We start from the raw sequence: 23,763 nt of genomic DNA on the forward strand, positions 1-23,763 counted from the left end.
AATTATTAAATAATTGTGATGATGAAGTACATTGTTCTGAAAAAGAGCATTTGGTAAATAGGAGGTCAGATTTTATGGTAAGTAAGTTTTAATTCTATATTCCTGATTTTCCTCAGAAACGAATGCGATTTCCAAATAGAATTATAATACTGTCGTTCTAGTTAGACAACATTTATTTCATTAAAATCAAAAATAAATTGTTCTGGCTTATGTTCATTAACCATAAAATTAGCAGCATTATAATGAATATTTAGACCAGTATCTACTAGTCCAATTGAATGCCAACCAAGTTTAATTGGGCTAACAAAGTCTTTTTTAAGGTTATCTGCGATATAGTAATACGTACAATTGGGAAATTCATTCTCGACACGTTTGAAATTCTGCTGCGCGGGTTTTTCACTACCAATTGCTTCGGAAATTACAGTGACATCAATAAATTCAGTTATTCCAAGCGCATCAATTTTTGATTTTTGAGTAGTTTCTCGTCCATCGGTAATAATGCCTATTTTACCATTATTTTTTTTAATTGCATTCATAAAATTTAGAATACCAGAAAATAATTTAATGTTTGGGTAGTGGTTTCTATACCAATTGATAAGTTGTTCTTTGGAAACCTCGTAATTTTCGGTAAGGAAATTAAATACGTTTTCTTTATTTCTATATAATGAAAACATACGAACATACAATTCTCGCCAATTGTCAGAATCAAGCTTTTTAGCGATTGCTAAATATGCAGATTTAAGGTAGTCTATTTCATTATATAGCGTATCGTCTAAATCAAAGACAATTACCGTGTTTTCATCAACCTTTATAGCCATGTACTAAAATTTCATCATCATAACGTATCATTAGTAAATCATCTTCCCAACAATCAAAATCGGCCTCAATTTCTTTATCGGACACATATTCTTCCAAAATCCATTTCGGATAATTTGCTCCAGCTAGGTAGGATAGGGGGTAACCGCCACCAAATCTTGGGTTTATTTCAATCCCATAAATTTTAGGTTCTGTATGATGCTTAAAAAATTGAGCTGTTAAGCAACCTGTTGCACCTTCTATTGTACTAAGATGTTCTTTAATGTAATCTACTAACTCATTTCTAGCAGTTACGCCTGTGTTAACTTCACCGTCGCGTACGACAATTCTTTTTCTAGGGACAACGCATTTTAAGTCACCTTTTTTGTCGTAATACAAATCGCAGGTAAACTCATCAAATTTATCATGATCGATATATTCTAAAAACATAAGTTTATCATTTTGAAAATGATAATCTGTAAGTTCTTCTTTAGAACGAATTAAATAAGTGTCTACACTTCTGCTTCCATCTGAGGGTTTAATAAACATTGGCAATTCAAAATTATCTTTTGAATATTCTTTGGCAATTGCAATTCCTTTCGATTCAAAAAAATCGTGAATTACACGTTTATCTCTGCATTTACCAATAAAATCAGTTGAAGCAATTACGGCCTGAATGTTATTTGCGGCAAGTAATTCTTTATTCTTTGCTAAAATGGCTAGTTCCGTATCAATAGTTGGAATAATTAGTCCAATTCCATTTTTCTTACATAAATCAATTAATACATCAATGTAAGTAGGGTCGCTTAAGCGTGGCACTTCAAAATATGCATCAGCTGTTTGACAAGCTGCAGATAAACTAGGATTCATATCTGAAGCAAATACTTGACTTTTGGGGTTTATTTTTTTAAGCTCTTTTTGAAAAGCTCTTAATAAGGAAACACGCCTACCGGCAGAAGTAATTAAAATATTCATTTAATAATTCTATAAAGGGGTCTAAACACTTTTATAAACGGTTTAATTGCACTTTTATGATTAAATATCCACACCATAAACGAATATTCTAAGCCGTGATAATCTTCACCAATGAAATTATCTAAAGGATAAGCATTTATTTTTTCAAAATCAACTAACATTTCCGGAATCTTATCAATAGAAATATCCGATTTCATTAAGCGGACCATTAGGAAAAAAACGAAAGACTGTTGTCGTGTTCTAAGTCTATTTATACACTGTTTCGATTCTTCGTGACTTGTAGGGATTGTCTTTATAAGGTCGTTATAAACGTGTGCAGCATTGGCATTGTCGAAAATTACTTTGTTGTAATGTTCTCGACTTTTATTACGCATTGCTGAGTTTGGTAATATTCTATATCGGTGCACATCTAAATCGAAATGCGCCATTTTCTTTGCTTTACAGAAAAGTTCTGCTGCCAGAATAGCATCCTCCATCCATCTACCTTCAATAAAACGTATGCCACTTTCAATTAAAAATTCTCGATTTGTTAAAAACCACCAAATTTCATTTTTAAATTTACGTTCAGCTATATAGGTAATACCATCAGTAATATTCAATTCATTAGCATCAATATCATTTAAATTTCTGGAGGTTTTTGGTCCATCGAATTTAAAATCGTGACTATGAAATGTAAGTATATCAAGGTCATTTGCTTCAATAACAGCCAATAATTTACCTACAACATTTTGCGCTAAAAAATCATCAGGATCAAGAAAGAATATGTATTTTCCGATAGCTTGATCTAATCCAGAGTTTCTTGCAGCACCAACACCGCCGTTTTTTTTGTCCAACACTTTGATACAAGGGTGCTTATTAGCATAGTCGTTGGCTATGTTTAAGGTATTATCTTTAGACTCATCATTAACTACAATTACCTCAAATTCATCTGTATTCAGATTTTGGTCTAAAAGACTATCTAAACATTCAGGTAAATACTTTTCCATGTTGTAACATGGTATGACAAAACTGAGTTTCATGCGGATAACAATTGGTTGTGGTAAAATCTTCTCATTGTAACGGAAATCAATTTAATATATTTGAAACTTTATATAGGTTTAAATTAATTTCCTTCAAAGGCCTCCATGGTTGCACTAGTTGCCGAAGAAATATCATCACTTTTGATGACTTTCATAACTGTGAGCCAGAGAATTTTAATGTCGAGAATAAAAGAACAATTATCAACGTACCACACGTCTAAATCGAACTTTTTTTCCCATGAAATGGCATTTCTACCATTTACTTGAGCCCAACCTGTAATTCCAGGTCGAACTAAATGCCTTCTTTTTTGTTTTTCGTTATAAAGTGGTAAATACTGAACAAGTAAAGGTCTCGGGCCAATTAAGCTCATATCCCCTTTTAATACATTTAATAACTGAGGTATTTCGTCCAAAGAAGTTTTTCTTATGATACTACCTACTCTTGTAAGTCTTTCAGCATCACTTAAAAGCTCTCCATTCGCATCTTTTTCATCCGTCATGGTTTTAAACTTGATTATTTTGAAGACCTTTTCATTTTTGCCAGGTCTAGCTTGAACAAAAAATGCTTTGCCTTTATTGGCAATAGTCAATAATAGAAAGGCTAAAATAAATACCGGACTCGCTATTATTAAAATGGAGAGTGCAGTAAAGAAATCAAGTAATCTTTTAAAAAACGCTTTATACATTTTAATGATTTAGTATTACAAGTTTAAATTAAACTCGTTTTTTATACCATTCGTATACGGTTGCAATACCTTCTTGTAAATTGATTTTATGTTTCCAACCTAATTTGTTGAGTTTACTAACATCCGTCAATTTTTTCATAGTACCATCTGGCTTGTCTGAATTGAAAATAAAATTTCCGTTAAACCCAATTACAGACTTTATATTTCCGGCTAAATCGGCAATTGAAATATCTGAACCTGTCCCAATATTTAAATGTGTATTTCTAACTTCATTTGTTTTATTGGTGATAGTATCTTTAAAATCAATGTTTTCCATTAAGAAAACACATGCATCCGCCATATCTTCTGACCATAAAAACTCGCGCATTGGTTTACCTGTACCCCATATTTCAACGGTAACCGTGCCATCATCAGCAATGTTAATTCCGTATTTTGACAGTATGTTAAGTATATCCTTCTTCGAACTACTCCCAGAAATACCTTCAATTGGCATTTTATTTAAGTCTTCGGAAATACCATTCCAATCATCAATTTCTAAGGCCTTACCCAAATGAACTTTTCGTATTAGTGCAGGAAGAACGTGTGATTTTTCTAAATCAAAATTATCATTAGGTCCATATAAATTAGTGGGCATTACCGAAATATAATTGGTATTGTATTGTAAGTTGTAACTCTCACACATTTTAATCCCAGCTATTTTTGCTATCGCATACGGTTCATTGGTATACTCCAGAACATCTGTAAGAAGGTAATCTTCTTTCATCGGTTGCGGACAATTTTTTGGGTAGATACAGGTGCTACCTAGAAAAAGTAGCTTTTTTACATTGTGTACAAAACTTTGATGAATTACATTGTTTTGAATCATTAAGTTATCATATAGAAAATCGGCTCTATAGGTGTTATTTGCAACTATACCACCAACTTTAGCTGCAGCCAAAAGAACATATTCCGGCTGTTCTTCTTTAAAGAAAAGTCGAACTTGCTCGGAATTTGTTAAATCTAACTCTGAATGCGTTCTTGTAATAAAGTTAGAATAGCCCTTTGACTTAAGGTTTTTTAGTATTGCACTACCTACTAACCCTCGGTGTCCCGCAATATAAATTTTAGAATCCTTATTCATTCCTATTCAAAGTAATTTAAAGTACGGTAACCGCCTTGTTGCAGGTATCTGTCTTTTTTCATCAGTTTAATATCACTTTCCATCATATCACTGACGAGGTCTTTCAATTCATATTCTGGTGTCCATCCTAATTTGTTGTTTGCCTTTGAAGCGTCACCAATTAGTAGTTCAACTTCGGTTGGTCTGAAATATGCTGGATCTACGGCCAAAATTTCCTTTCCTATTTCTATTTGAAATTCTGGATTGTTACAAGCCTTTACAAATGCTTTTTCATCAACGCCTTCACCTTTGAATTCTAATTCAATTCCTACTTCGTCAAAACTCATTCTTACGAAATCGCGAACCGGTGTTGTTTTTCCAGTAGCAATTACCCAATCTTCGGCCTCGTCAGCTTGTAATATCATCCACATCATGCGAACGTAATCTTTTGCATGACCCCAGTCTCTTTGTGCATCTAAATTTCCCAAGTAAAATTTATCTTGAAGGCCAAGTGCAATTCGTGATGTAGCTCTTGTAATTTTACGAGTGACAAAAGTTTCGCCTCGAATTGGTGATTCATGATTAAAAAGAATACCATTACATGCGTACATGTTGTATGCTTCGCGGTAATTTACAGTAATCCAATATGCATACATTTTAGCTACAGCGTAAGGACTTCTAGGGTAGAAGGGGGTAGTTTCACTTTGTGGAACCTCCTGTACCTTACCATAGAGTTCTGATGTTGAAGCTTGGTATATTCTTGTTTTCGCGGTAAGTCCTAATAAACGTACTGCATCTAAAATCCTAAGAGTACCCAAACCATCGGCATTTCCTGTATACTCGGGAATTTCGAATGAAACATGCACGTGGCTCATTGCTGCCAGGTTATATATTTCATCAGGTTGAATTTCCTTAATTAAGCGTATTAGATTGGTACTATCGGTCATATCACCGTAGTGTAATATGAAATTTCGATTTTCTATGTGAGGATCTTGATACAAATGATCAATACGATCCGTATTGAATAAAGAAGATCTTCTTTTTAGACCATGAACTTGGTAGCCTTTTTTTAATAAAAATTCGCTTAAATAAGCTCCATCTTGACCCGTTACGCCCGTTATTAGTGCAACCTTTTCCATTTATTTTACTTAAGGGGGTTAATTTGATATTTTAAATAGCCAATTGGCTAGAACTATTTGAATGTAGATTTGAGACCGCAAATATCGTGTTTAAGATGGCAACCTTAAAATATATTGGAATAATTGTAGGAAATGGTGGATGAAGTGCTTATTTAAATATCGTGGAATTTATGTATCAGAATTATTTTTTAGAAAACAACTATCAAATTTTAGGTGAAAGATTGATACTCAGATAGCATAGCAGACAATAATATTTTGGATTTTATTTTAATAGTTTGATAATTGCATTCAGTAAGGTAGAAGTATTAATGACCAGGCATTTGAACAATAATAATAGCGATTTAGACGTTTTTTGATAATTAGTTTATAACATTATTATTAATTTTATATACTGTAATTAACCAAATTCGTATTTATTAATGCGATTTAACTTAAAATTGATAATTAAAATTGTTTGTGTTAACCTTAAACATTTTTAGTTATTAATAAATTATATGTTTTCCTCCAACATATAGAATTAACTAGTATTAACTGGTATTAATTTATATATAGAATGAGGAGATTATTTAGAAAAATTAAAAATTGGTTTGATAGCACAAAATATAAGTTTGTTATCCTAGCAAACTACCTTAAGCATGGTGCTTTTATCAAAAAAGAACTGCGATTAAATCCCCAGCCAAAGCTTTCAAAAGAACATAAAAGAGAAATTAAAGACTATTTTAAATCGTATGGATTTGGAGGAATAAGGCTTTTTTGGCATCAATTCTATGGTGGATATAAGAACAATTACTCAAAGAATTATATACCCCAAGATTTGTTTTTTTCACATATAGAGGTAGCCTTAAATAGATATGATTATTCTAAACTACAGGATAAGAATATTTTGGATAAAATATTTGAAGGTGTTAGCCAACCAAATACTATCATTAAAAATATTAATGGTTTTTATCAAAAAAACAATATAATAATTTCTCGACAGCAAGCAGTAGAAATAATTGCTCAATACGATTCAATCATAATAAAACCTACAATAGATACCAGCGGTGGAAAGAATGTTCAAAAACTTGATTTTAGTTCTTCTGAATTAATAAATATCAGAAAAAATAAGATTGAGAAAGTATTAAATATTTATAATAAAGAATTTGTTATACAAGAGATTGTAAATCAGAGTGAAGAAATGAGAAGTCTAAATCCGACTTCTCTCAATACTATTAGAATTTGTACTTATTTAAATAATTCTGGTGTGAATGTTTTGTTTTCCATAGTTCGTTTTGGAGGTAAGGGTGTTAGTATAGATAATGTTTCGCAAGGCGGATATTATTGTGTTATAGATGAAAATGGCTCATTAGATGAGAGGGCATATGACACTTGGAAGAAGACTATTAAAATTACACCAGGTGGTGCTGTGCTCAAAAATTTTGAAATCCCTAATTATATAAAAGTCATAGAAACTGTTAACAAATTACATCAACAGGTCCCATACTTTAGAATGATTTCTTGGGATATAGCCCTTGATGCCTCTAACACCCCAATTTTAATAGAGAGCAATATATTTAGTCAATCTATAGATTTTCAATCTGTAACAGGACCTTTGTTTAAAGAATTTACAGACGAAGTATTGTTAATTACGCAAAATTTTAAACAGCAGTTAAATTATACTAATTAAAGACTTTTGATATGAGAAATTTTTTAAAAGATGCCTATTTAAAGTATTCTTGGATTCGTTCTTTAATAAATCCTATGTTAAAATTTAGAAATTTAATCCTACCTGAGAAATTTCGTTTAAAGAAAAGATTTAAACGTAGGCTTGGATATTCCTTAAACCTTAAAAATCCAACTACGTTTAATGAGAAAATACAATGGTTAAAAATTAATAATCGTACTACATTACATCCAATATGTGCTGATAAGTATACGGTTAGGAACTATATTAAAGAAGTAATTGGTGAAGAATATTTGATTCCACTTGTATTTAGTTCTGAAAACTTAAATGATGTGCAGCCAGAAGTACTCCCAAATTTCCCTTTTATTTTAAAAACTAATCATGATAGTTCTGGAGGTGAATTTGTTTGGGATAAATCAAAGGTTGATTGGGATAAATTGAGAAATTCTTTATCCAATAGATTAAATCTAAATTATTCAATTTTTGGCAAAGGAGAATGGCAATATGCCTCAATAAAACCAATGATTTTAGGAGAAAGATTGCTAATTACCGAGGAAGGTGATATCCCCGCTGATTTTAAAATGCATTGTTTCAATGGAAAGCTTAAATTTACGCAAGTTGATTCAGATCGCCAAACCAATCATACCAGAAATTTGTATGACAAAGATTGGAATTTAATGCCCGTTAGATGGTTATATAAAAATGGAGGTTTAACTGAAAAACCGATTGTATATGAAAAAATGATTTCGATTGCTGAGACTATTGCCCAAAAATTTGTTTATATCAGAGTTGATTTATATGTCGTTCGTAGTAAAATATATTTCGGAGAATTAACATTTCATTCTGATTCAGGTAATGGTAAATTCATTCCAAAAGAATGGGATGCCAAGTTTGGGCAAATGCTTGAGTTAACTGAATTAGGATTGAATTAATATTTGAAAATAGCAATTTTATCAACACTTAAGAATTTATACATTGATTCTTTAATACTTTGTGAATTATAATTAGTTAAATTCTATATGTTCTGTATTTGGTTCCAAAAAATGTAATGATTTGCAATTTGCAATATAACTTTAATTATAAAAGTAATTAATCACTCTTTATATTGTTCTTAGATTATTTAATTACTGGTTTTTAAGCTATATCTCATAGATAAAATTTACTTTAGCGGTTTTAATTTTTTCATATAATTAATAATCCTCACCAATGGGTACTGGTTCTAAGAAATGGCTTTTTGTTTTACCAACGGATAGTGTTCAAGGCTCTGAACATATTGTAAAAAGTGTAGCTACCTATTTATATGAAAAACAAAATGATTGCACAGTCATTATTTTGACTCGCAAGGAAAGTTTAGGTTGGGCATCTTTAGAAAATAAAATGAATGTAATTTATTTGCCTTTCAATTCATATGTTGTTGGAGTGCTAATTCTTCCATTTTATTTAATGTTTAATAAGATTCACATCGATTATACATTCTCATCTCAAACGATTATAAATGGTATGTTAGGATTTTCTAAGCGCTTAGGGATAATTGAATCTGGTAAAGTTATCCTCAGAGAATCTAATTCTATTTTTGATTTACTAAGTGGTTATAAATTAAAATTTTATTCCCTTTTTTATAAATTGGGCTATAAAGGGTCTTCAATGGTTATTTGTCAGACACGCTATATGAAAGCACAATTAGAAAAATCATTGCCTAAACTTAGTCAAAAGCTCAATTTAAAAACTATTCCCAATCCTTTCAATTTTGATGATATATGTAAAAAGTCTGGAGAATTAAGTGAAGAACTACAAAAAAAATCTTTTATTGTTGCAGCAGGTAGACTTGCTCCTGCCAAAGGATTTGATTTATTATTAGAGGCTTTTAAATTGGTTAGAATCGATTTCCCTGAGCTTCACCTTGTAATTTTAGGTGAGGGTGCCGATAGGGAGATGTTGACTAAAAAAGCAAAAGATTTAGGAATGGAAAATTCTGTTATAATGCCTGGGTACGTAAATAATGTTTATAGTTATTTTAAAGAAGCAAAAGCCTGTGTGCTTTCGTCACGTATTGAAGGGTTTCCTAATGTGTTATTGCAAATGATGTCTCAAAATAATTCGGTTGTTTCAACTTTAAGTGCAGGAGGCATTGATGAGATACCCGGCATTTATACATGTGCACCTAAGGATGTGGGTGGGCTGAGAAATACAATCACCAAAGCACTTAATGCGGACAACGATAAGAATAAAATTCTATTTAAGCAATACTTGGAAGTTCGGACTTTAAACTCTTTTATAAATCAAATACTTATTTCTATATAAGTTATTTGCTGACCTTTAATATTTTATTATTATAAAAATGTGAATTGATGATAGTTGTGTTAAACAATAATTTTTCAAAAAAATAGTATTATAATAGCTTTTAAGCTAGACTTTGTACATTTTCAACACTTGACAATACACGAGCATTTGAATTATACATTTCATTAATCTTAATTGCCATTAACGATCTTGTAGCCAACCAATGAACACTCATTGGATCGATACCAATATTAGCTCTAACAAAATTTTCAAGACTTTTAGGTAAATAGGCCTTCACTAGTCTTCTTACTCTTCTTCTTAAATCTTCCTTTGTCTCATTTTTAGTATAATTTTCGACTAAAAATTCAATATATTCGGGAGGAAAGATTTCATTCTCTTTCATTGATTCTAAACTTTTACATATATACTTTGTAACATCATCAAGCATAAGTATTTGATGAACTTCTTGAACTGCTTCGCGATTTGCAAAGGGAACTCCTGGAAAAGTTTCATTAACTATATTAAACCAAACTTTTTTGTTATTTCGTAATTCCAATGGCAAGTTTTGCACCGTTCGAACAACTTGTTCCGACAATAATGGATTAATAACCTCCACATAAGCTAATTTAATATCTTCCAGTGAAGCTGTAGTAACCGGAGTTCTATGTTGTAACCACAACCTATCTCTCCAATCCCCTAAATTTTCACCTTCTTTTTGACGTAGACGTTCAGGAATATCGTCTCTTGTAATGTAATATTTCTGAGGTAAACCTTCTACATCGTCAAAATTAGATATGGAAAGATTACAAGTACGTCGTACTTGGTATTCATTTGTAACAGGCGGCTTCCGTCCGAAAGCATCATAACCTCTAATTACACCTCTTCCTGAAGCAGATAAATCTCCCCATAGATTTAAAGCATCAAAATAAGCTGCTAAGTGATCTATTCTACCTTCACTAGCTTTTAGAAATCTATCAATTAAAATTGGGAAACTATCTTCTTGATAATCCATTTCAGCATAATGATGATCCATTGAACAAATTGCCGCCAACTTTTTACCAATAGTTGCATCACTATCACTATAATTCATTGACTTTTTTAAACCCCATGTAACGGCTTTTAATTTTTCATCTTTTAAATGATGAAGAATTCCTCTACTGTCCATCCCACCTGATAGCGCTAATGTCCATTCAGAAGGATCTATATTTAATTCTTCAACTGCAGATGTTACATCATTCTCTAACTGAATTTTATATTCTTCAGCAGTTTTAATATTACTAGTTCCATCTTCAAAGTTATAATTATCATTATGCTTTAAAGATACCTTCCAAGCTTTTCTATCTACACTAATAGCAGTTCTAGGTAAAACCATTTTAAGCCGCTTATCCCATGAATGACCTGGCCCTAAAGTTCCTGAACTTAAAAACCAACCACATGCTTTTTCATTAAATTGAAAATCACCTAATAAAGAAATAATTAACCTTTGCGAAGTTGAAGCCATAAATACATTTTCATCTTCATAATACCACATCGTTCTTGACGAGGCATAATCAGTGGCAATTTCAACTTCATCCGGCGTTACTCTAAAAAGTGCAAAACTACCTTTTGGCAGCGCTGTACCTGGCACAAATAAATCATCCTTGTCTTTACACAAACCAAGTCGAAAACTATGACCTTCGGTTTTTAAAGTTGATGAAGGATTATAAATAAGTGTAAATGTCTTATCATCATAACTTATATAAGGATCTGAAACTGCTGCGTTGTCCGGTGCAAGTTCTTTTGACACCATTAGTCCAAATTTTTCAAAATCAATAAATTGTGATTTTTTGTAACATGCAAAAATTGCTTTAGCCATATTGTATTCGCTTTTTTAGTAAAAATGATATTTTAATGTAATTCTATTATTATTAAAATTCATTTAAATAACCAGAAATGCTTGCAACAGCTAAACATAATTGCTACTTACAAGCCTTCTTTAAATAACTAGGGGAAGTAAAAAATATAATTAAAAATATTAATTATTTAGAATCTATGGTATGAAATTCGTTTATTAACGCATACATTAGTTGAAAAGTACATGCAAGTATAATTACTTACATATAATATAATGTTCTTTCATTAATCATAGCTTTGTATAATTCTTTAAATAAAATACTTTATTTATAACTGAATATTGAAATAATCTTTAAAAGATAGAGTTTCACATATATAGGATTATACCTAGTCAATCATATATTACTTAATTGATTCGAAACTAAAAAGGTTAACATTAATACAAAGAATGAATCAGCCAAAAAAAATACTACTCTTATGTTCCGCTTCACATTCTCTAAAAAATTTTAGAGGCGACCTTATTAAACATTTTATTGCAAATAATTATGAGGTGTATTGTGGAGGCCCTGATTTCGATGAAATTAGCCTACAAGATGTGAAGGACTTAGGAGGCACGCCTGTTTCTTTTAACTTACAAAGAACAGGGGTTAACCCACTTAAAGATTATAGAAGTATTGACGAACTTAAAAATATACTTGAAAAACACAAAATTGATTTACTATTCCCTTACACCATTAAACCCGTCATCTATGGTTCTTTTGCTGCAAAAAAAATAAATATTCCTGTCGTTTCATTAATAACAGGTTTAGGGTTTACCTTTAGTAAAGTTACTTTCAAGGCGCAATTATTGCAATTGATAACGCAGATTCTATATAGAAGAGCACTTAAAAAGAATAAAGCAATAGTTTTTCAAAATAAAGATGATCTTCAACTATTTCTTGATAATAAAATAGTTACTAACAATCAATCATTACATGTAGTAAATGGTTCGGGAATTAATCTTGATCGTTTTTCATTTACGCCAAAGACAAAAAGTAATCAAGATGGTGTTAAATTTGTTATTGTTGGCAGACTATTGAAAGAAAAGGGATTTCAATACTTTATGAATGCCGCTAAACAATTAAAATCCGCATACCCTAAGGCAGAATTTCACATTATAGGAGGTGTACCTGGGAACAATAGTTCAGCAATATCTAAAAGTGAATTAAATGATTTGAATACACAAGGAATAATAATATATCATGGTGTAACACATAATGTGCCTGAATTAATATCGCAAATGGACGTTTTTGTACTTCCTACATATTATCGTGAAGGGGTGCCTAGATCTATTTTAGAAGCTTTATCAACAGGATTGCCAGTAATTACAACGAACACTCCTGGTTGTAAAGAAACGGTAATTGAAAATGTAAACGGATTTTTAATCCCGCCAAAAGACGAAGAGAATCTTGTAAAAGCTTTAAAGAAATTTTTAGATAATCCAAAAGTAATAAATAAGATGTCTATTGAAAGTAGAAAATTGGCGGAAGTAAAGTTTGACGTCAATATTATTAATAGGGAGTTACTTAAGATTATTGAAACGTAAATAAAGTATATTTAATTTCTATAGAATTATTGACCTTTCAATTTAAGTGGAATATATATAATCATATATATCTAATCGTTCTTCACTATTTCATTAAAAAGTGAAATCCATTTATTACCGACATTTTCTATAGAAAATTTATTTAATGCTTCAGGTGCATTCTGCTTAAATTTTTGTCGTAATTCAGGGTTGTTAATTAATCGATTTAAACCATTTGCCATTGCTTCTAAATTTTGATCTTCAATTAGTAAGCCATTTAATTCATTGGTAATCACATCTGAAGGCCCTGAAACACAGTTAAACGCAATACAGCAAGAACCTTGTGACATTGCTTCTAATAAAGTCATAGGCAAGCCTTCAAACCTTGATGATAAGACATAAATTTCACTATCTATAAGTAATTCTTTTATATCTTTTCTGAATCCAGTAAATATTATTTGGTCCTTAACAGTTGTGTTATTAGCAAGGTTTTTCAAATGAGCAATTCCAGTATCACCACCCCCAACAATTTTCAAAGTCCATTCCGGGTTCTTAGTCAATACTTTTTCAGCAATAGTTATAAGGTTATCAAATCCTTTATGATGGTATCTATTTAAATCTCCAATTGTTATAATTTCTTTTTTGGTGTCTACGCTAGTATCTGTATTACTTCTAGTCTCGAATGAACAAGGGTTAGGCATAAGGATTACATTAAGTCCTTTGCTTTTAAAAAAATCAATATCATATTCAGTTAAAACGGTAACTGCATTAGCAAATGGATATATCAAATTCCATAATATTTTTCTGGAGAGATCATTTCTTGTACTATGATTCATATGTTCAGAAACAATAATTTTTATTCCAAGTAGTTTGGCTACGGGAATAGTCATATATCCTAGTAAATCTATATGTGAACTTATAATATCAGGTCTATTTTCTTTTTTTTTGTAAAATGATATTAATTTAAAAAAGCCATGAAAAACTACGGAGTGGAATAGGGGATGTTCATGTAATTTAACTCGTTCAATAGCCTTGTTGAGTTCATAACTATCACTACCTGTAAAAGTGATAATACGAATGTTGTGACCTTTATTTACGAGATAATCAGAAATAATACTAACCACCCGTTCAGCACCACCACCGCTCATTTTATTAATTAAAATATCAACTTTCATTAGTAAATTATAAATTTAATTTAATGTTACCCTTAATAAATAATACCAAACCTTAATATTCTTTCTTTTCTATAAATTAAATATCGATAATTGTTATTAATAACCGTTGAACTGCAATTATATTGTTGAAAGATTATTTAAAATAAATTGTCTTTTGAAGAAGTTCACTATAAAAAATGTACAATCATTATTTATTGTTAACAAAAGGCTTTTTTTGATACAAAAGGTAACCAAGCATTACGAATACAACCATTAAATAACCTTGATTTCTAACTGTTTGTAAAGTCATCATGAAAATGAATAAAGTGGTTAGAATTGAAAGTGCAAAAAATCGCATCTCATATTTTGAATCAAATGACTTTTTGAAATATACTATCAAGATATAAAGGAACAGTAAAAATACTAGTATTCCTGCATCTGCCCAAACGCCAAAAATTGTATTATGCCCTCGTATTAAATTCGAAAAATCAATTCCATTTCCTAAAATTGGCCTTTCATAAACATGCAACATCATATTTTGAAATAAAACATCTCGATCAGACAATCCAACTTCCTTAGTATTTAGCGTAAATATATTGGCAATTGTTTTTACTCTTTCTTTTTGTGGTTCAGATAAACTATCTGTGGACTCTGCCCAGCTGAATGCAGTATAAATTAATATGGGAACAAAAATTAATGCAAGCAGTAATTTTTTAGGAGCAAATAATTTATGAAATATAAGGCCTAAAACTAATAAAAAAATAACTAAGCCAGTTTTTGAAAAAGTTATAAAAACTGCATATGCTGAGATTACAAGTGCAAACAACTTTAATAACTTTTCTAAGTTACTGTTAGCTTTCAAACAATAATATACAAATATAAAAGACATAACAGCAGCCAAGGAGGCGTTATTAGCATCTCCATAAACTCCACCTGCCCGTTCCAAGGTGTACTCATATACTCCATCATGGTCAAGAGAGAAGTTATAATACTTTAATACTAATAAAAGAATACAACTAGCAAAAAAGGATACCGCTAGTACTTTCGAAGTTATGACAATTTCTTTTGAATCACTTAATAAGAAGGCAAAAGCTAAGAAATATACAACTGAAACGAGTGTGTTTAAAAATGATATTGATGTCCCTAAACCTATATTAGCAAATACAGCGAACATGTAATATAGAATATAAAAGGCTATCCATAACTTTATAATAGGTGTGAATTTTTGAGATTTTTTAATTAAAACAGCTATTCCAACTAAAAGCAGTGCCATATTGGTGTACGCAAAAAGTTGTGCTATTGCTGGAGAAATAAATTTAGAAATAAATGCTTGGACATTAAGTAGGTTGGCAACTAATGGGTAATAAAATAATAAATTAACAATAAATCTCATGAATGTACATTATTGAGTAATATCTTCCATTTATTAGATATGGTTTCTAAAGAAAATCTTTCTAATGAATTAATAGCATTGTTTGATAATGTCTTTCTCAATTCTTGATTTTCAATAAGAATTTTCAATTCTTTTTGCATTTGTTTTGAATTTTGATCCTCAACCAGGACTCCGTTTATTCTATTATGTATAATATCAGAAGGTCCAGTTTTACAATCATATGATATACATGCCATTCCTTGAGACATTGCTTCCAAAAGTACCATTGGTAATCCCTCAAACCGCGATGGTAAAATAAAGATAGATGCATCTAACATATGTTCACTCACATTTGACTGAAAACCGGCTAAAATTATTTGATTGGTTAAACCTTCTTTAACAATAAGTTCATTTAAATAAGCTTCTCCTTTATCACCACCTCCTAAAATTTTCAACTTCCAGTCTGGATTTCCTTTTAGAAGAGGAGCAATTAAAGGAATTAAATTATCAAAACCTTTATGATGATAACGGTTTAAATTTCCGACAGCTAAAATTACATTTGATTTTTCAACAATTAATGCATTCCTGTTTGGTGTAAATGTACAAGGGTTGGGCATTATCATTACATTGGCCTTATATTTTTCATAAAATTCAACATCAAAAGCGGTTAAAACAGTAATCTGAGTTGCTTTTCTATAAATATATTTCCAAGTAAAATTAGTTAAAAATTTAGGTTCTGTGGCTTGTAAATGATTATTATGTTCTGATGCAATTATTTTAATATTATAAATTTTAGCCGAAATTATGGCTACCATATTTATTAATGAAAGAAAAGAAATAATTACATCAGGTCTATTCTTTGTTTTCATAAAATGTTTTATGAGATTTGATAACCATCTTAATTTGTGATTTTTAATATTACCACCATGTAGTCTAATTCTTTTTATAGACTTGTTTAAATTGTAGGCATCTCCACCTTCTATCTCATTTAATGTAATTATAGATATATCATGGCCCTTCTTAGCAAATTCATTTGCTAAAATAACCATAACACGTTGTGCACCACCTCCACTTAATTCACCAATAATAAAATTTATAGTCAAAGTTTAATAGATTTAAGATTATTAAAATGTTTTTTAGTGAATTTAAAGTAGATTAAACTACTTATAACATATACAACAGTTGTACTTAATACTAGGCCATAAACGCCATATTTTTGAATTAAAAAGTAATTTAAAATAAGATTTGCAATAAAGTTCCATAAAGAAACATAAGCCATAAACCTAATTTTATTTATACTAGTCAAAAAATTAACCATGACCATTGTGCACAAAAAAAATGGAACATATACTAGAACAATTTGTTGAATTTTTGAAACGATTACGGTATCGTCATGAGTAAATTCATTTCTTTCAAAAAGAAGACTTATAATATTCTCTGATAAAAGGGAAACTATTATAGCCAAGATTGCACTACTAACAAATATCAGCTTTAAAATTTTAAATAATTGTTGGTAAGCTTTATTTATGTCTTCTACAACTAGTTTTGAGAAATGTGGTAAAAAAACATTGCCTATGGCTAACATTAAAATCCCAATAACAAATTGTGGAACCTTTACACCATAATTGATTGATGCAATCGATCCTACCACTAATTGGGCAGCGAAAAATTGATCAACGAATGGGTTTATTCCCGTAAGAAGCCCCGAGGTGATTTTTGGAGGTAACTGATTAATCATATTTTTAATATTATTATTAATCTTTGGTTTTTTTAATAATAATAATTTATTCTTTAAAGTGAAATATAATAAGAAAACGAAGCTAATTATTGATCCGAAGAGTATGCCAAAAGCCAAGACTCTTTCTTGTAAGAAATCATTAAGAAAGAACAGACAAAATATTGTAGATAAGGCCATAAAGATAGGACTAATAGAACTAATTAAAAATTTATTTCCAATTTCTAATAAGCCACTAATTATTGACCCCATACTCCAAAAAATTAGTGCAGGTAAAATTACGTAAAACTGAATTTTTATAAGATTGTAATATGCTTCAGAATGATTTGGAAAGACATATTCTAAAAAGTAATTGACAAAGATAAAACTCAATAAAGATAGGCCAAGTACGATTGCTATAATTATTAAAAAGCTAATTGATTGAAACTCCCCAGTATTTTCGCCTTTTTTTAATTCAATGATATAATTAGGAATGAAAAGTTGTTTCAAAGCACCAACGAAAACATTTTGCACAAAGCTGGGAATTAAAAAAGCAATAAAAAATGTATCCAATTGCTCAGAAAGACCAAAGGTTGAGACTACAAGTGTTTCTTTATAAAATGATAAACCTTTAACCAATAATGTAATCCCAGCAACTAAAACCATATTGGCAAATAATGGTTTCGCAAGGATACTTTTTATACCCGAACTTAATTTTCTCATAAGTTCCAAGTGTATTTTAATTTAATTTTATTTATCAAAATTTAAAGATATGAAAGGTGAATACATTTAGTGAGCACTATTTTCAAATTATAAACGAACATCAATTAAAAATAGTGTTTTAATTCACTATAGTATTTCCAAGCAAAGTATAGGCTTTATAGAATTAATACAAGGTAAAATCTAAAATAATAGAAAAAAATTCTCGAAATTTTGAAAAAAAGAAGTAAGACTTAAAATCAATTTATTATTTGAAGATAATTTTCAAAATATCTTTTTCCCATTTCTCTTTGTCCTTCTGCATCAAAATGTATTTCATCATCAGTATTGACAGCTTTGTTTATAACGGTAGGTAAAGAAGGGTCTGCATATCCGGTATTTGAAATTCTATTAGGAGTATTTTGAATTATTTGTTGTTGTTCAATTCTTGTTTGATCTTGTTCTACCCAATATGGAACCATACCTCCTAAAATAAAGGGAACACTTGGTGAGTTTAAATCTTGACGAATATTATTTATAAATATATCAATATCTTTTTGGTAGTTATCATTATAAACATCATTTTCACCTTGATGCCATAAGATTGTTTTTAAACTACTACCTGGATAATTATTAATAATATATTTTACCCGCTCAACTGCATCTTCATACAATTCATCACCTTTGTTCCAATTATTATCTTTAAAACTGGTGCTATTCTTACCACAAGGAATAATTAATATTTTTTTTGCAATATCTTGTTGAGACTTATATAATTTAGCAAATGTTAGTCCAAATCCTATTTTACCAGTACTTTTAGTGTAATGATCTAAAGGTTCTACTCCATCTATAATATTATAATTTTCAGAGTTACTACGTCCTAATTGTTTTATACTCTCGTCTGATGCATCCAAGATGGAATTATACCCTCTCCCACCATGGGTATTGGATTGACCAGCTATTAAAATTATATCGTATCCATTATTATTTTCATTCTCAACAATTTCATTTTCAGATGAGGTAGTTTCTTCTTCCTCTACTACAACTTCTTCCTCTTCTTCTACAACTTCTTCTTCTTTTATATCTGTCAGTTCTCCTTGATAATATACTATTAAGGAGGCACCAATTTCATTTTTATGTTCTTTAGAAGAAATAACTTGTGTGTTGTCTTTTTCTGTTGAAAGAATAAGTGAATTTTTTCCTATGAGTAAATTTGAGGCTGTAATGTTTAATGATTTTATGAGCTCGGAATTATCATTCCAATATACTTTACCCAAAATAGTATCAATTTCCGGTGCGTTACTAGAGGTAAGTGTTTCTTCAGTCCAATTGTTAGCATTACTCTTAGATACTGTAATTTCAGCCTCATCGATATTATTTGATAATTTTAATTCAATATACGCCTTCTCTATAAGACCATCTATCCTACTTAAATCAAACATTAAATACCCTCTTCCATTTATAGGTTCAATACGTATAAGTGTGTCGTTTATTACCTTTCCATTATCAATATATGCATCATCTATTGGTGAGAATTTAAACATATTAATTTCTAATTGATCCGTTTCAGAAACTATCAGTTCATTATTTGAATTAGTGAGAATAGCATTTTCTAAGACGTCATAATCTCTTGAGCACGAACTGATAAGGGATAACATAAAAATACCAACAAAAAGACTTATAATGTTAATAGGTCTAATTGGTTGTAATGATTTAAAGATTGAAATCATATGTTAATGGCATTTTAAGTTAAGATTATTTAATCTATAAAGAAATTTATATAATCTTCTGTTGCATTTTCTCGTGGTATTACTACAAATGGGTTTCCTGTAACAATTGAATTATCAGGAATATTTGAATTTATATATGTGTTAGGAGCTATTAAAACATTTGATCCAATACTTATATTCCCTACGATTACTGAACCGGTACCAATCCATACTTTATTGCCAATTGTCGGACAACCTTTGCGCTTTCCTCTATTTGTTTGACCAATAGTTACAGAATGTGCAATGTTACAGTTTTTACCAATTTTAGCTCTTTCATTAATAACAATCATACCAAAATGTCCAATAAATAACCCTTCTCCGATATCTGTTTTTATCGGAATTTGAATACTATACTTATACCTCAATTTTTTTAAAATGAATCTATAATAAGCACCTTTAAAAGAGATTCGTTTAGAAGCAGACGACATTCTTAAATAGTAAGTATATTTAAATCCATCTATTTTCAATCCCTTTCTAATAGAAGTTTGGCCATTATATCTGAATAAATCTTTTTTTATAGTCCTTTTCATATATTTATAGGTTTATCATCCAAAAATTGTATAGAGTCCTACAATATAAGTAAACATTCAATTTAGCTATTAAATTGCATTAAAGTTTAATTTTCACTTTGTGTTAAATATTCCAAGAAAGCGTCTAAGTTAGAATAACCATCGCTATTGTGGTCTAGTTTAGCATCTGAAGAGTTTGTCGGGTTCAAGCCAACAGCAAGCTCCCAAGCATCGTCTATTCCATCTTTATCTTCATCTTCATACGCTTCTCCATTAGATATATTTGGATAACCACCAACATTAGAAACGTTAGATATTAAATTACCACTACCAGTCTTAACATCGTTAATTATTCGATTGTCTACGGCATCTCTTAGTGGTAAACTTGTACCTACTTTATTTAAGACAAAATCTTCAATTTCATTTACATCCATAACTGAAGAGCCTGAGCTAGTTGTTGGGGAATTCTTTAGATATGATTTTAATGTCGATCCAATTGGTGCGTCATTACCGTTATAAATATTGTCATTTACAAATGCTTTTGTATAGTTAATAATCCCATTTGGGCAATTATTTAATGAAGCGACAACATCAATTATATTTTCAGGTGTAAGACTATTACTCGATTTATAAGTGTTTCCAATAATGTCGAATTGATTTTCATAAGTTGCTAGAGTACCCGCTCTAAATCCGTACACGACATTATTAATCATTTCAAAAGTTGATGTACAAGTTGACGATCTAATATTTCTTTCTTTATTATGTGCAAACAAATTTTTAATTATTGATATATTGGTCGCTCTATTCCATAGAATTAATCCGTACTGTTTTCCAATATTTTCACTAATTATACTATTTTGAATAGTTACATTTTCAACACGACTTCCATCGCTAATTCCGCCAATTTCAACATTCTCGTCTTTACCCCAAGAAATACTACAATGATCAATTATTACATCACTAGTTTTTGTGCCACTATATGCTATTATTCGTAATCCATCTTCATTAGTTCCCGTCGTTTCGTTACCTGCTCGAATTCTTACATATCTAACTATTACATTTGAAGCCTGTATACGCAATTCAGCTCCCTTTATAGTAATACCACCTCCTGGAGCTGTTTGTCCAGCTATGGTTACATTACCATTACCATTTAATATAGATAAATAAGACTTACATTCAATTGTACCTCCTACCTTGAAGATAATAATCCTTTTGCCTTCAGCTTCTAAGGCATTTCTAAGACTACCACTTCCACTATCGTTTAGATTGGTAACTTCAATGATTCGTCCACCGCGACCACCAGTTGTGTTTTTTCCGAAACCCTCGGCTGTCGGGAAAGCTTTCAATTGTCCATAATCGTAATCAACGGAAATAATCACTTTTCCTTCTTCATTTTTTACAATTCCATCTTCCTCAACTTCTACCGTGTAATTAAAAGTTTCTTCTTCATTCGTATCATCTATTTGAGAATCAGAATTATTTTCATTCGGCGTGTAGGTTAAAGTGTTGTTTTCATTTATTGTTACTATGCCATTTTCTGGTTGCGTAGTTTCAATAATTTTCACTTCGTCTATACTATTAATTAAATCGTTGTTAAGTACATCTAAAATAATAGGTTCATTGTTGTTGGTTAATAAATAATTATCACTTACTAAAAGATTCGATAATGCGTAATCAGATTCAATGTTAGATACGACATAATCTGTAAGTATATCAGAATCTTTATTACAGGAAGTGAGAAAAATTATGGATAGTACGGAAATTAATGGACTTTTAAATCCTGACAATTGAAATTTCATAAGTAGGTAGGCTTAATTTTAATACTATAAATTTGGGTCTCGATTTTGGGCTCGTAATTAAAAAAAATCATAGGTTAAATCATGATTGTATCAGATACTTTGTTTTTACGCGAAAATACGTGGTGTAGACGTTTAACGGTTCAATTATTCGACGAACTACACATTTTATTAACATTTTTAACAATGATTAGCATTTCTATACTTAATCTTTAAACAGTCTTTATCTTGTTTTGTTGTGAGGTGTATCATTTAATAGATGAACAGTAATCTTATCTACAAAAAACATCGATAAAATGTTGTTTTATCCGTTTAACGAATTTTACCATTCGACAAAAGACATCTTTATTTTAATTTTTAGTAAGTTTTAATTTTTGAGTTAAAATAAACGCCAACTTTGCATAAGTTGGTATAACCTTTTTTAAACATAAGTACAAAATGAACAAAGTCAGATTTTTATTTTTCGCTTTTTTTATTGTAGTAGCATCAAATCTTTTTAGTCAATCTGTCGTAGTATCATCTCTAAATAACCGTAATCCAGAAAGTGATATTAGGGAAGCCTTATTATCAATTAATGATACTATAATTGTCGATAAGTTAGGAAGCCCATGGATATTGCCGCCTATGAAGTTTAACAAACTAAAAAATAAAGTAATTGTTTTTGAAGAGGGGGTAGAAATACTTGCAAAGTCTTCTGTGTTTTTAAAAACGTCAGATGCGCTCTTTAGTTTTGTTGATAGCCAAAACATTCAAATTTTTGGGAACGCTGCTAAAATATGTATGAATAAAGAGGAATATACAACAGGAGAGTGGAGGCATGTCATTAGCTTACGCGGTTGTGTGAATTTCAAAATAAAGGATTTAACGCTACGAGATAGTGGGGGGGATGGAATTTATATTGCAGGAAGCAAGTCTAGAATTTTCTGTGAAGATATAATTATAGATAATATAAAATCTCTTAATAATAAACGTCAGGGCTTAAGTATTATTAGTGGTAAAAACATTCAAATAAATAATTCTATTTTTTCAGAAACAATTGGTACACTTCCTGGTGCCGGTTTAGACATTGAACCAAATAGGCCAGAAGATATTATTGATAATATTAAAATAAGTAATTCTCGTTTTATAAATAATTATGGCCCAGGAATTAAACTTGCACTTCATAAATTAACAGCGAAATCTGAAGATATTTCAATATTTGTTGATAATTGTGTGTTAGTCAATAATCAATCGGCTGATAATCCAAGAGTACCGGCTGAGTTAGTCATTGATGCGAACAAATCTAGTCCGGTAAAAGGTGCGGTAAAATTTAAAGATTGTATGATTCAAAATTCCAAATGGGGGCTACTGTATAGTAGAAAGAGGGCTGATGCATTTTCCGTTGAATTAGTTGATTGTACAGCAAATAATATGAGTCAAAATGAATCGATGCCAATAATTTATTTGGAGGTTACTGATTATTATAAGAATCAAGGACCGTTGGGCGGGTTTATATTTAAAAAGCTAAATGTTTCAAGTCAAAATAAGGTACCCTTAATATCTGTACGAGGTTCAAGATTGGGTACACTTACACTAAAGGATATCTATGCAGATATAACATATAAAGGGGATTTGAATCAGCTTGAATATATAAAATATGACCCGAAAATAAATGAAAATGTCATATTAAAACTAAATAAAATAGATTGATATAATTT

At 30.3% G+C, this 23,763-nt stretch carries 19 protein-coding genes; 5 read left to right on the forward strand and 14 right to left on the reverse strand.

Features of this window, described 5'->3' with window-relative positions; translation table 11 throughout:
* Positions 1–161 precede the first annotated feature (161 nt).
* The 6 genes from ABJF52_RS00575 to gmd form a co-directional block, all read right to left on the reverse strand.
* Positions 162–818 carry an HAD family hydrolase gene (locus ABJF52_RS00575; protein ID WP_348144759.1) on the reverse strand — a complete coding sequence of 219 codons (657 nt, stop codon included), beginning with the start codon at positions 816–818 and terminating at the stop codon, positions 162–164.
* Positions 802–1,770 carry an ATP-grasp domain-containing protein gene (locus ABJF52_RS00580; RefSeq protein WP_348144762.1) on the reverse strand — a complete coding sequence of 323 codons (969 nt, stop codon included), beginning with the start codon at positions 1,768–1,770 and terminating at the stop codon, positions 802–804. Before ABJF52_RS00580 ends, ABJF52_RS00575 begins: the two co-directional genes overlap by 17 nt.
* Positions 1,767–2,789 carry a glycosyltransferase gene (locus ABJF52_RS00585; RefSeq protein WP_348144764.1) on the reverse strand — a complete coding sequence of 341 codons (1,023 nt, stop codon included), beginning with the start codon at positions 2,787–2,789 and terminating at the stop codon, positions 1,767–1,769. Before ABJF52_RS00585 ends, ABJF52_RS00580 begins: the two co-directional genes overlap by 4 nt.
* 83 nt (positions 2,790–2,872) lie before the next feature.
* Entirely contained in the window at positions 2,873–3,475 is a 603-nt protein-coding gene (locus ABJF52_RS00590) for a sugar transferase (RefSeq protein WP_348144766.1), read from the reverse strand.
* A gap of 28 nt (positions 3,476–3,503) precedes the next feature.
* Positions 3,504–4,595, reverse strand: a complete 1,092-nt coding sequence (locus ABJF52_RS00595; RefSeq protein WP_348144769.1) for a GDP-L-fucose synthase — start codon at positions 4,593–4,595, stop codon at positions 3,504–3,506.
* Positions 4,596–4,597: 2 nt separating this feature from the next.
* Complete coding sequence (gene gmd, locus ABJF52_RS00600) at positions 4,598–5,713, reverse strand: GDP-mannose 4,6-dehydratase (protein ID WP_348144771.1); 1,116 nt, start codon at positions 5,711–5,713, stop codon at positions 4,598–4,600.
* 553 nt (positions 5,714–6,266) lie between these two features.
* On the opposite strand from gmd, the gene ABJF52_RS00605 reads away from it, so the two are divergent.
* From ABJF52_RS00605 to ABJF52_RS00615, 3 genes are all read left to right on the forward strand, one after another.
* Complete coding sequence (locus ABJF52_RS00605; protein WP_348144773.1) at positions 6,267–7,379, forward strand: sugar-transfer associated ATP-grasp domain-containing protein; 1,113 nt, start codon at positions 6,267–6,269, stop codon at positions 7,377–7,379.
* 11 nt (positions 7,380–7,390) lie between these two features.
* Positions 7,391–8,308, forward strand: a complete 918-nt coding sequence (locus tag ABJF52_RS00610; RefSeq protein ID WP_348144775.1) for an ATP-grasp fold amidoligase family protein — start codon at positions 7,391–7,393, stop codon at positions 8,306–8,308.
* Between the two features lie 274 nt (positions 8,309–8,582).
* The gene (locus ABJF52_RS00615) at positions 8,583–9,677 is read left to right on the forward strand and encodes a glycosyltransferase (RefSeq protein ID WP_348144777.1); all 1,095 of its coding nucleotides are present in this window, start codon (positions 8,583–8,585) and stop codon (positions 9,675–9,677) included.
* 100 nt (positions 9,678–9,777) lie between these two features.
* Here ABJF52_RS00615 and ABJF52_RS00620 read toward each other — a convergent pair whose 3' ends face one another.
* The gene (locus ABJF52_RS00620) at positions 9,778–11,511 is read right to left on the reverse strand and encodes a hypothetical protein (RefSeq protein WP_348144779.1); all 1,734 of its coding nucleotides are present in this window, start codon (positions 11,509–11,511) and stop codon (positions 9,778–9,780) included.
* 426 nt (positions 11,512–11,937) lie between these two features.
* Here ABJF52_RS00620 and ABJF52_RS00625 point away from each other — a divergent pair, with 426 nt between their 5' ends.
* The gene (locus ABJF52_RS00625; protein ID WP_348144781.1) at positions 11,938–13,074 is read left to right on the forward strand and encodes a glycosyltransferase family 4 protein; all 1,137 of its coding nucleotides are present in this window, start codon (positions 11,938–11,940) and stop codon (positions 13,072–13,074) included.
* A 71-nt stretch (positions 13,075–13,145) separates the two neighbouring features.
* Here the strand turns inward: ABJF52_RS00625 and ABJF52_RS00630 are convergent, their stop codons facing one another.
* The 7 genes from ABJF52_RS00630 to ABJF52_RS00660 form a co-directional block, all read right to left on the reverse strand.
* Positions 13,146–14,228 (reverse strand): glycosyltransferase family 4 protein, encoded by a 1,083-nt coding sequence (locus ABJF52_RS00630; RefSeq protein WP_348144783.1) that lies wholly within the window; start codon positions 14,226–14,228, stop codon positions 13,146–13,148.
* A gap of 187 nt (positions 14,229–14,415) precedes the next feature.
* Complete coding sequence (locus tag ABJF52_RS00635) at positions 14,416–15,600, reverse strand: hypothetical protein (RefSeq protein ID WP_348144785.1); 1,185 nt, start codon at positions 15,598–15,600, stop codon at positions 14,416–14,418.
* Complete coding sequence (locus ABJF52_RS00640) at positions 15,597–16,682, reverse strand: glycosyltransferase family 4 protein (RefSeq protein WP_348144787.1); 1,086 nt, start codon at positions 16,680–16,682, stop codon at positions 15,597–15,599. Before ABJF52_RS00640 ends, ABJF52_RS00635 begins: the two co-directional genes overlap by 4 nt.
* Positions 16,679–18,016, reverse strand: a complete 1,338-nt coding sequence (locus tag ABJF52_RS00645) for a lipid II flippase MurJ (RefSeq protein ID WP_348144789.1) — start codon at positions 18,014–18,016, stop codon at positions 16,679–16,681. Before ABJF52_RS00645 ends, ABJF52_RS00640 begins: the two co-directional genes overlap by 4 nt.
* A gap of 236 nt (positions 18,017–18,252) precedes the next feature.
* A complete protein-coding gene (locus ABJF52_RS00650; protein ID WP_348144791.1) occupies positions 18,253–19,722 on the reverse strand; it encodes a sialate O-acetylesterase in 1,470 nt (489 codons plus the stop codon).
* Positions 19,723–19,751: 29 nt separating this feature from the next.
* The gene (locus ABJF52_RS00655; protein ID WP_348144793.1) at positions 19,752–20,291 is read right to left on the reverse strand and encodes a serine acetyltransferase; all 540 of its coding nucleotides are present in this window, start codon (positions 20,289–20,291) and stop codon (positions 19,752–19,754) included.
* 86 nt (positions 20,292–20,377) lie between these two features.
* Positions 20,378–22,069 (reverse strand): Ig-like domain-containing protein, encoded by a 1,692-nt coding sequence (locus tag ABJF52_RS00660; protein ID WP_348144796.1) that lies wholly within the window; start codon positions 22,067–22,069, stop codon positions 20,378–20,380.
* Positions 22,070–22,504: 435 nt separating this feature from the next.
* On the opposite strand from ABJF52_RS00660, the gene ABJF52_RS00665 reads away from it, so the two are divergent.
* Entirely contained in the window at positions 22,505–23,755 is a 1,251-nt protein-coding gene (locus tag ABJF52_RS00665) for a right-handed parallel beta-helix repeat-containing protein (RefSeq protein WP_348144799.1), read from the forward strand.
* Positions 23,756–23,763: the final 8 nt, after the last annotated feature.

The organism is Aurantibacter sp., from assembly GCF_039941195.1.
Taxonomy (GTDB): domain Bacteria; phylum Bacteroidota; class Bacteroidia; order Flavobacteriales; family Flavobacteriaceae; genus Aurantibacter_A.